Origin of the sequence: Streptomyces sp. C (assembly GCF_000158895.1) — a bacterium.
Taxonomy (GTDB): domain Bacteria; phylum Actinomycetota; class Actinomycetes; order Streptomycetales; family Streptomycetaceae; genus Streptomyces; species Streptomyces racemochromogenes.
Window position 1 is genome coordinate 5,864,817 of record NZ_GG657750.1, and the last position, 10,388, is coordinate 5,875,204.

The 10,388-nt window shown below is 71.6% G+C and carries 7 protein-coding genes and 1 pseudogene; 7 read left to right on the top strand and 1 reads right to left on the bottom strand.

Features of this window, described 5'->3' with window-relative positions:
- From SSNG_RS26555 to SSNG_RS26570, 4 genes and pseudogenes are all read left to right on the top strand, one after another.
- Positions 1-928: pseudogene (locus tag SSNG_RS26555) on the top strand (ABC transporter ATP-binding protein); the annotation flags it as partial.
- Between the two features lie 147 nt (positions 929-1,075).
- Complete coding sequence (locus tag SSNG_RS26560; RefSeq protein ID WP_277752157.1) at positions 1,076-2,017, top strand: FadR/GntR family transcriptional regulator; 942 nt, start codon at positions 1,076-1,078, stop codon at positions 2,015-2,017.
- 394 nt (positions 2,018-2,411) lie between these two features.
- Positions 2,412-3,986 (top strand): RNA polymerase sigma factor, encoded by a 1,575-nt coding sequence (locus SSNG_RS26565; protein WP_050779921.1) that lies wholly within the window; start codon positions 2,412-2,414, stop codon positions 3,984-3,986.
- Between the two features lie 114 nt (positions 3,987-4,100).
- Positions 4,101-4,955, top strand: coding sequence for a serine protease (locus SSNG_RS26570; RefSeq protein WP_007267008.1), 855 nt, complete (start codon positions 4,101-4,103; stop codon positions 4,953-4,955).
- A gap of 213 nt (positions 4,956-5,168) precedes the next feature.
- Here SSNG_RS26570 and SSNG_RS26575 read toward each other — a convergent pair whose 3' ends face one another.
- A complete protein-coding gene (locus tag SSNG_RS26575; protein WP_007267009.1) occupies positions 5,169-5,402 on the bottom strand; it encodes a hypothetical protein in 234 nt (77 codons plus the stop codon).
- A gap of 446 nt (positions 5,403-5,848) precedes the next feature.
- Between SSNG_RS26575 and SSNG_RS26580 the strand changes: the two genes are divergently transcribed.
- The 3 genes from SSNG_RS26580 to SSNG_RS26590 all read left to right on the top strand — a co-directional run bounded on the left by SSNG_RS26580 (position 5,849) and on the right by SSNG_RS26590 (position 10,286).
- A complete protein-coding gene (locus tag SSNG_RS26580; protein ID WP_007267010.1) occupies positions 5,849-7,969 on the top strand; it encodes a DNA topoisomerase IV subunit B in 2,121 nt (706 codons plus the stop codon).
- A gap of 185 nt (positions 7,970-8,154) precedes the next feature.
- Positions 8,155-8,697 (top strand): DUF485 domain-containing protein, encoded by a 543-nt coding sequence (locus SSNG_RS26585; RefSeq protein ID WP_007267012.1) that lies wholly within the window; start codon positions 8,155-8,157, stop codon positions 8,695-8,697.
- Positions 8,694-10,286: a cation acetate symporter gene (locus SSNG_RS26590; RefSeq protein ID WP_007267013.1), complete on the top strand. Its 1,593-nt coding sequence runs from the start codon at positions 8,694-8,696 to the stop codon at positions 10,284-10,286. The genes SSNG_RS26585 and SSNG_RS26590 overlap by 4 nt, the downstream gene beginning before the upstream one ends.
- The last annotated feature ends 102 nt before the right edge of the window (positions 10,287-10,388 follow it).

Here is a 10,388-nt window from a genome sequence, read left to right on the forward strand (position 1 = left end):
CGGCGGGGCGCCGTTCGCGCAGGCCCCGACGTCCGCTCCCGCCCCGGCCGCTCCCGCCCCGGCCCCCGCCCCCGAGGCCGCCGGGCCTACGCGGGCCCTCTCGCGGCGGGCCCGGCACGCCCGGCCCGGGCGCACCGTCCCGGCGGTGCGCCGCGTGGGCGGCCCGCTGCGGCCGCTGCGCTACGAGCTGCGCCGCGTCTTCGGCACCGCCACCCCCTTCCTCACCGCCGCCCTCGTCGTCGCGGTCTCCGCCGCCACCGCCCTGGTGCTCGCCCGCGCCGGCCACACCCCGCAGAACCGGGTCCTCGCCGCGTGGCCCGAGCCGTTCCCGCTGCCCCCGGCCGCGCTCGGCGCCGGACTGCTGGGGGCCCTGGCCTTCGGCGAGGAGTACCGCTACCCCGCCCTCGCCGCCGACCGGGGCACCGTGCCGCGCCGGCTGGGGCTGCTCACCGCCAAGCTCGGAGTGTGCGCCGCCCTCGCCCTCGCGTTCGGGGCCCTCGCGGTCGCCGCCGACGCCGCCGCGCTGCGCCTCGTCTTCGGGAGCGCCCCGCTGCGCGCCCCGGCCGAGTGGCTCGCCCCTGCCGCGAGTTGGGCCGGGCTGCTGGTCGGCTGCGCCTGGGCCGGGGTGCTCGCCTCCGGGGTGTTCCGGTCCTCCCTCGCGGGCCTGGGCGCCGTTCTCGCCGTACCGGTGGCGGTCGTACCGCTGGTGCGCAAGGCCCTGGAGGGGCAGTCCGCGTACCCCGCGAGCGGGGTGGCCTCCCGGCTGCGCGCCCTGGCCTCCGCGCCCTGGCCGCCGGAAGGCGACCGTTACGTGCTGGGGGCCCTTCGGGTGATGGCCCAACCCGTCGGCGCCGCACTGGTGTTGTCGTTGATGGTCCTGTTGTGCGCCTATGGGTTCACAGGACTGCGCGCCAGAGTCCGTTGGTGATCGTTCCCTTACGGGAGGCGACTGCGGGGAGACCGCAGAAGTCCGCTTCGCACGGAATCAGGCGAAGCGGACCGTAACTCCCCGCAAAAGGCCCGGTTCCTTACGATAAGGCGTCAATTGCGTAGGTGGCACCGATCACCCTTTCGTGTGCTTTTCACCAAAGACCTCAAGGGTCATGGAGGCGCGGCCGACAAAGGATTCGTGAGTACCCTTGCGCACACCATGATGACCGCCGCCCGCCATGCCGACACCGGCCTCGCCGGCCCGGGCGAACTCGACCGCTACCCCTACGCGGAGGCCGCCGGCTCCGACCGGGTCGGGCCACCCCACTGGGACGGCGCCGACGTCGAGTTGAGCCGCGTCGGACGCCGGGCGGCCGGCAGCCGCGGCCGCGGACTGCACGGCCAACTCGTCCAGCAGCTCGGTCAGATGATCGTCTCCGGCGACCTCGGCGCGGACCGGCCGCTGGTCCCCGAGGAGATCGGCCAGCGCTTCGAGGTCTCCCGCACCGTCGTCCGCGAGTCGCTGCGGGTCCTGGAGGCCAAGGGCCTCGTCAGCGCCCGCCCCAACGTGGGCACCCGGGTCCGGCCCGTCGCCGACTGGAACCTCCTCGACCCCGACATCATCGAGTGGCGCGCCTTCGGCCCCCAGCGCGACGACCAGCGCCGCGAGCTCAACGAGCTCCGCTGGACCATCGAGCCGCTGGCCGCCCGCCTCGCCGCCGGACACGACCGCCCGGACGTCCAGCAGCGCCTCTCCGACATGGTCGAGATCATGGGCCACGCCCTCGGCCAGGGCGACGCGATCACCTTCGCCCGCGCCGACAACGAGTTCCACGCGCTCCTGATCCAGGTCGCGGGCAACCGCATGCTGGAGCACCTCTCGGGCATCGTCTCCGCCGCCCTCCAGGTCTCCGGCAGCCCCGTCACCTCCTGCGACCGCCCCAGCGAAACCTGCGTGGCACACCACGCGCGGATGGTGGAGGCCCTGGCCTCCGGCGACAGCGCGGGTGCCGAGAGCGCCATGCGCCAGCTCCTGACGGTGCATCCGGAGGTCGAGCGCGTGGTCCCCGCCCCGCGCGAGCACTGACGCTCCGACGCACGGGGGCGTGGGAGCGCACCACCGGTCGCCGGGCCCCCGCGGGCCCGGCGACAGCGGCATGCGGGCCCGCGTGCGGGGCTCCGCGGGGGCGGTCCCGGGAGGGTGCGGACGACCGCAGGACCGGCACGCCCGCGCACGCGGTGTGACGCAGGCCACCAAGGGGTGCACCCGGGACACGAAGATTGGGCGTAACGCTCCGCGACGTCACGCGATGACGTAAGAGGTGATGGCCGACGGAGGGAAGACAGCAGCCCTTGGGGATGCTGTGCAGCTCCCCGGCCCCTGCCCGCGCCCCCGGCCCATCCCCAGTCGGTGGTCGTCGGCTCCGGTCCAGCACCAGGCCGGGGTCGGAAGCCGTTCCCATCGTTCCGAGAGGTTGTTCGTGTCGGCCAGCACATCCCGTACGCTCCCGCCGGAGATCGCCGATTCCGAGTCTGTGATGGCGCTCATCGAGCGGGGCAAGGCCGAGGGGCAGATCGCCGGCGATGACGTGCGTCGGGCCTTCGAGGCTGACCAGATTCCTGCGACCCAGTGGAAGAATGTCCTGCGCAGCCTCAACCAGATCCTCGAGGAAGAGGGTGTGACGCTGATGGTCAGTGCCGCGGAGTCGCCCAAGCGCACCCCACGCAAGAGCGTCGCAGCGAAGACTCCCGCGAAGCGGACGGCGACGAAGACCGTCGCGGCCAAGACGGCGGCCGCCCCGGCAGTGGCCGACACCGTCACGGCGGAGGCGGGAGCGCCGGACCCCGACACCGCCGACGCGCTCGCCGGGGAGCCCGCAGCCGAGCCCGCCGCGAAGAAGACCGCGGCGAAGAAGACGGCGGCCAAGAAGGCCGCACCCGCCAAGAAGGCCGCCGCGAAGAAGACGGCCGCGAAGAAGACCGCTGCCAAGAAGGACGCCGACGAAGGCGGGGAAGAGGCTCTCGACGAGGGCCCCGACGCCGTGAAGGCGGAGGCCGAGGAGGAGGACGAGGGCGGCGAGAACAAGGGCTTCGTCATCTCCGACGACGAGGACGACGCCCCCGCCCAGCAGGTCGTCGTGGCCGGCGCCACCGCCGACCCCGTCAAGGACTACCTCAAGCAGATCGGCAAGGTCCCCCTCCTCAACGCCGAGCAGGAGGTCGAGCTCGCCAAGCGCATCGAGGCGGGCCTGTTCGCCGAGGACAAGCTGGCGAACTCCGACAAGCTGGCCCCCAAGCTCAAGCGCGAGCTGGAGATCATCGCCGAGGACGGCCGCCGGGCCAAGAACCACCTGCTGGAGGCCAACCTCCGCCTCGTGGTCTCGCTGGCCAAGCGCTACACCGGCCGCGGCATGCTCTTCCTGGACCTGATCCAGGAGGGGAACCTGGGTCTGATCCGCGCGGTCGAGAAGTTCGACTACACCAAGGGCTACAAGTTCTCCACGTACGCGACCTGGTGGATCCGCCAGGCGATCACGCGCGCCATGGCCGACCAGGCCCGCACCATCCGCATCCCCGTGCACATGGTCGAAGTGATCAACAAGCTCGCCCGTGTGCAGCGCCAGATGCTCCAGGACCTGGGCCGCGAGCCCACCCCGGAGGAGCTGGCCAAGGAACTCGACATGACCCCCGAGAAGGTCATCGAGGTCCAGAAGTACGGCCGCGAGCCGATCTCCCTGCACACCCCGCTCGGCGAGGACGGCGACAGCGAGTTCGGTGACCTCATCGAGGACTCCGAGGCGGTCGTCCCGGCCGACGCCGTGAGCTTCACGCTCCTGCAGGAGCAGCTCCACTCGGTGCTCGACACGCTGAGCGAGCGCGAGGCGGGCGTGGTCTCGATGCGCTTCGGACTGACCGACGGGCAGCCCAAGACCCTGGACGAGATCGGCAAGGTCTACGGGGTCACCCGTGAGCGCATCCGCCAGATCGAGTCCAAGACCATGTCGAAGCTGCGCCACCCGTCGCGCTCGCAGGTCCTGCGCGACTACCTGGACTGATCCGTCCGCGGCGGCCCGGCCCGGGAGCGGGCCGGGCCCGCGGCAGCAGGTGCGCATGTCCTCCTGGCATTCCACTCTGGGTGTATTCGAGCACACTCAGAGTCAGGAGGCCTCATGCGTCGTCCCTTCGCCCGTGCCCTGGCGGGCGCTCTGACCCTGGTGGCGGGAGCGGCCGCGGTGCCGCTGGCCCAGGCGCCCAGGGTGGCAGCGGACAGCATCGTCATAGGCGGGAGCCCGGTACGGGTCGCCGACAGTCCCTGGGTGGTGGCCCTCGCCAGCCGTGACCGGTTCGGAGGTATCCGTGACGGGCAGTTCTGCGGCGGTGTCCTCGTCGCGCCGACCACCGTGGTGACGGCCGCCCACTGCCTCGGGCGCCAGGTGCTCGGCGGGCCGGTCGAATCCGTCGCCGACTTCCGCGTGATCACCGGGCGTACGGAGCTCCGCGCGCCCGAGGGCCGCGAGATCGCGGTGGTCGGGGCCCGGGTCAACCCGGCCTACGACCCCGGGACGAACGCCGGGGATCTTGCCGTGCTGGAGCTGGCCGAAGCGGTGCCGGCGGACCACGTGCTCCCGATGGCCGGGGCCGGCCACCCCGCCTACGGGGCGGGCACCGAGGCGGCCGTGTACGGGTGGGGCGACACCAGTGGCTTCGGTGACTACGCGTACGGGCTGCGGGCGGCGCGGGTCACCGTACTCGCCGACGAGGTCTGCCGCCGGGCGTACCCCGGGGACTCGGACGGGCGGTACCAGGAGGACTCCATGGTGTGCGCGGGCGACCGCGCCGGCGGGAAGGACGCCTGCCAGGGGGACAGCGGCGGGCCGCTGGTGGCCCAGGGGCGGCTCATCGGGCTGGTGTCCTGGGGGCGCGGCTGCGGACGCGCCGACAGCCCCGGGGTGTACACCCGGATCGCACCGCTCGTCGGCTTCGTGAGCGGCCCCGAGAGGCACGCGCGGCCGAGCGGGGTCTAGGGCACCGCCCGAGGGGGCCGGAGGGGCTCCATGCGCCCCGCAAGGCCCGGGGAGGGGTATCGGGGCCGCCAGGGGCGGACTCCGTGAGCAGGGCCCCGGGTGTCCCCGGCCCCCGCGGGCATGAGGACGGGCGGCGCCCCTGGATCTCAGAGTGCCGCCCGTCGACCGGCCTGGCCGGTCCTGGCTCGTCGGATGCGAGGTTCAGGCCTTGTGTCAGCGGTCCTCGTCGGCCGCACTGGCGGCCGGAGCGGACGTAAGCCGCTCGGTCTCATCCTGTATTTCCGCGGCGATCTTCTTGAGTTCCGGCTCGAACTTACGCCCGTGGTGGGCGCAGAAGAGCAGTTCACCACCGCTCAGGAGGACGACGCGCAGATATGCCTGGGCGCCGCAACGGTCGCATCGGTCAGCGGCCGTCAGCGGGGTCGCGGGTGTCAGAACAGTAGTCACGTCGCCTCTTCTCTAGCTCGACGAGCTGTCGTACCAGGGTCAACATCCAACCAGGCCGAAAACGTTCCCGCTCGCGGCTTTTCCTCGAAACTTCCTTCCGAAGCTGGCCGGCTGCTGCCGGTTGGCGGCGAAGGAGCCGTATTGCGTTGCTTTACGGTTTCGCGTTGTCAGTCGTTCGCTTGTAGCAGTTCTCGTCCTCCCGGCGTGAGTGCCGGTTGTTCATGAGGACGTGCCCGAACCCTAAATGGTTCATGCGTCGAAGGGAACGTGATGTTTGCTTCACCCCCACGGGGGATCGAACATCCGTGCGGATCTGCACTAGGCTGTGGAACCCACGAGGGTGGCGTTGCATCGGCTCTACCAGGCCTCGGTACCCTTCGACCGGCGACCCAGCCACCCCTGCGCCCGACCGGGCCAGAAAAGAAATTCAGCGAGGAGCGAACTGCGTGACCGCCGACACGTCCGTGCCTTCCAGCGCGCTGCTGTCCGGAGCAGACCGGGACGGTTCCAACTACACCGCGCGGCACCTGCTCGTCCTCGAAGGCCTCGAGGCCGTCCGCAAGCGCCCCGGCATGTATATCGGCTCCACCGACAGCCGAGGCCTGATGCACTGCCTCTGGGAGATCATCGACAATTCCGTCGACGAGGCCCTGGGCGGCTTCTGCGACCACATCGAGGTGATCCTCCACGACGACGCCTCGGTCGAGGTCCGCGACAACGGCCGCGGCATCCCGGTCGACGTCGAGCCCAAGACCGGCCTGTCCGGCGTCGAGGTCGTCATGACCAAGCTGCACGCCGGCGGCAAGTTCGGCGGGGGCTCCTACGCGGCCTCCGGCGGTCTGCACGGCGTCGGCGCCTCCGTGGTCAACGCCCTCTCCGCCCGCCTGGACGTCGAGGTCGACCGGAACAGCTCCACCCACGCCATCAGCTTCCGCCGCGGCGTCCCCGGCGTCTTCACCGAGCAGGGCCCCGAGAGCCCCTTCGACCCGGCGAACGGCCTGCGCAAGGCCAAGCGGATCGCCAAGGGCAAGACGGGCACCCGGATCCGCTACTGGGCCGACCGCCAGATCTTCCTCAAGGACGCCCGGCTCTCCCTGGAGACCCTCTACCAGCGCGCCCGCCAGACCGCCTTCCTCGTCCCCGGCCTGACCATCGTCGTCCGCGACGAGCGCGGCATCGACGGCGCCGGCAAGACCGAGGAGACCTTCCGCTTCGACGGGGGCATCAGCGAGTTCTGCGAGTACCTCGCGCAGGACAAGGCCGTCTGCGACGTGCTGCGCCTGACCGGCACCGGCACCTTCAAGGAGACCGTCCCCGTCCTCGACGACCGCGGCCACATGACCCCCACCGAGGTCACCCGCGAGCTCGGCGTGGACATCGCCCTGCGCTGGGGCACGGGGTACGAGACCGGCGTCAAGTCCTTCGTGAACATCATCGCCACCCCCAAGGGCGGCACCCACGTCTCCGGATTCGAGCGCTCGGTCACCAAGACCGTGAACGAGGTGCTGCGCTCCGCGAAGCTCCTGCGCGTTGCCGAGGACGACGTGGTCAAGGACGACGCCATGGAGGGCATGACGGCGGTCGTGACCGTCCGCCTCGCCGAGCCGCAGTTCGAGGGCCAGACCAAGGAGGTGCTCGGCACCTCCGCGGCCACCAGGATCGTGGCCGCCGTCGTCGCCAAGGAGCTCAAGGCCTTCCTGACCTCCACGAAGCGCGACGACAAGCAGCAGGCGCGCGCCGTGATGGAGAAGATCGTCGCGGCCGCCCGGACCCGGATCGCGGCCCGCCAGCACAAGGAGGCGCAGCGCCGCAAGACCGCGCTGGAGACCTCCTCGCTGCCGGCCAAGCTGGCCGACTGCCGCAGCGACGACGTGGACCGCAGCGAGCTCTTCATCGTCGAGGGGGACTCCGCCCTCGGTACGGCCAAGCTCGCGCGGAACTCCGAGTTCCAGGCGCTGCTGCCGATCCGGGGCAAGATCCTCAACGTCCAGAAGTCCTCGGTCTCGGACATGCTCAAGAACGCCGAGTGCGGCGCGATCATCCAGGTCATAGGAGCCGGCTCCGGCCGCACCTTCGACATCGACGCCGCCCGCTACGGGAAGATCGTCCTCCTCGTCGACGCCGACGTCGACGGCGCGCACATCCGCTGCCTGCTGCTCACGCTCTTCCAGCGGTACATGCGCCCGATGGTCGAGGCGGGCCGGGTCTTCGCGGCCGTGCCGCCGCTGCACCGGATCGAGCTGGTCCAGCCCAAGAAGGGCCAGGACAAGTACGTCTACACGTATTCGGACAACGAGCTGCGCCAGACCCTGCTGGAGTACCAGCGCAAGAACATCCGGTACAAGGACGCCATCCAGCGCTACAAGGGCCTCGGCGAGATGGACGCGGACCAGCTGGCGGAGACCACCATGGACCCCCGCCACCGCACCCTGCGGCGGATCAACATCGGCGACCTCGACTCCGCCGAGCAGGTCTTCGACCTGCTCATGGGCAACGAGGTGGCCCCGCGCAAGGAGTTCATCACCGGCTCCGCGGCGACCCTGGACCGCTCGCGCATCGACGCCTGACCCCTCCGTGGTACCGGCCGGCCACGGCCGGTACCACAGATGCGGAAACGGCGTTCCGGCACACCGGTGCCGCTCGCTCCATCACCTGAAGGGGTGAAGAGCACCGGTACATCAGTCCGGAAACCGACCATCCGGCACATCCTTGTGGGCACGCGGCCAATGCGGCGGCGGACAAGGAGAGTTCGGTGGACAAGCACGAAGGTCGTGATGCCGGAACGATCCGGCTGGACGACCCCTGGTACGACGCACTGGCCGTGGGCTGGGGCGAGGACGCGGGCACGGTCCCGGCCCAGGCCCAGGCAGCCGCCCCGGTCCACGGCGGCCGGGCAGCACCCGGCGCGTCCGACATCTACCTCGAAGTGCAGCGCAGCGCCGCCTTCCAGGAGGTCCGGGGCCGCTACCGAAGGTTCGTCGTCCCCGCGACCGCCGGCTTCTTCCTCTGGTACGTCGCCTACGTGGTCGCCGCCACCGCGGCACCCGGGCTCATGGCCCGGCCCGTGGCCGGCGCGGTCAACGTGGCCCTGCTGGCCGGCCTCGGCCAGTTCCTCAGCACCTTCCTGCTGACCTGGGCGTACGCCAGGCACGCGCGGCTGCGCCGCGACCGGGCCGCGCTCGACCTGCGCTGGACGGTCTTCGAGCAGGAGCGGGCACAGGACCGGGCGGCCGCGCGCGAGCAGCAGGAGCGCGGCCGGCCGCGGACGAGGACGGTCCGGGAGGAGGGGGCGTGACCACCGAACACCAGACCCTCGCGCTGATCCTCTTCAGCGCCTTCATCGCGGTCACCCTCGGCATCACGACCTGGGTCAGCCGCAACCGGCACGGCTCGGCCGAGGAGTTCTACGCGGGCGGGCGGCTCTTCTCCCCGATGGAGAACGGTTTCGCCATCGCCGGCGACTACATGTCCGCCGCCTCCTTCCTGGGAATCTCCGGGCTGATCGCCCTCTTCGGCTACGACGGCCTGCTCTACTCCGTCGGCTTCCTCGTCGCCTGGCTGGTGGTCCTCTTCCTGGTCGCCGAACTGGTGCGCAACTGCGGGCGGTTCACCCTCGCCGACGTGGTGGCGGCCCGGATGAGCGAGCGGCCCGTCCGGATCGCCGCGGGCACCTCCTCGGTGGTCGTCTCCGTGCTCTACCTGGTGGCGCAGATGGTCGGGGCGGGCAGCCTGGTGGGCCTGCTGCTCTCGGACTCGGGCCCCGCCGCCCGGACCCTGACCGTGATCGGGGTCGGGGCGCTGATGGTGGTCTACGTGACCTTCGGCGGGATGCGGGCCACCACCTGGATCCAGATCGTCAAGGCGGTGCTGCTGATGGGCGGGGCCGTAGCCCTGACCGTGCTCGTCCTGCTCCGCTTCCACGGCAACCTCGACCAACTGCTCACCGGCGCGGCCGAACGCAGCGGGCACGGGGCCCGCTTCCTGAGCCCCGGGCTCAAGTACGGCGGCGGCTGGACCACCCGGGTCGATTTCATGAGCCTCGGCCTCGCGCTCGTGCTGGGCACCGCGGGGCTGCCGCACATCCTGTCGCGCTTCTACACGGTGCCGACCGCGCGGGCCGCCCGCCGGTCGGTGGTGTGGGCGATCGCGCTGATCGGGGGCTTCTACCTGATGACCGTCGTCCTCGGCTTCGGGGCGGCCGCGCTGGTCGGGCCCGACGAGGTGCGGGCCTCGAACGCCTCCGGGAACACGGCCGTACCGCTGCTGGCGGCCTTCCTGGGCGGGGGTGCCGAGTCCACCGGGGGCGCGGTGCTGTTCGCGATCGTGGCCGCCATCGCCTTCGCGACCATCCTCGCGGTGGTCGCCGGGATCACCCTGGCCTCGTCGGCCTCCGTCGCGCACGATCTGTACGCCTCCCTCAAGCGCCGCCGCGCCCGGCAGCGCAGCGAGGTGGCCGTGGCGCGGATCGCCGCCGTGGGGATCGGGGCGGTGGCCATCGCCCTCGGGCTGCTCGCGCAGGACCTGAACGTGGCCTTCCTGGTGGGGCTGGCCTTCGCCGTGGCGGCCTCGGCGAACCTGCCGGTGCTGCTGTACTCGCTGTTCTGGCGGGGCTTCACCACGCGGGGGGCGGTGTGGTCGGTGTACGGGGGGCTGGTCCCGGCGGTGCTGCTGGTGGTCCTCTCGCCCGTCGTCTCCGGGAGCCCCGAATCCCTCTTCCCCGGCGTGGACTTCCAGTACTTCCCGCTCCAGAACCCGGGCATCGTCTCGATCCCGCTCGGCTTCCTCGCGGGCTGGCTGGGCACCGTGACCTCCGCGGAGGAGGCGGACGAGCGCAAGCACGCCGAGACGGAGGTCCGGTCGCTGACCGGGGCCGGCGCGGTGTGAGGCGGTCCCCTAGGGGGTGTTGCGAAAGTCCTGTGCGGTGCTCGCGGTGTCCGGTGCGTGCTCTCGGCGCGCCGGGCGGAAGCCCTCGTACTGGGCGTACTC

Bases quoted from the DNA above. Each gene is read 5' to 3' on its own strand.
- SSNG_RS26570 (WP_007267008.1), top strand. From the start codon at position 4,101: ATGCGTCGTCCCTTCGCCCGTGCCCTGGCGGGCGCTCTGACCCTGGTG.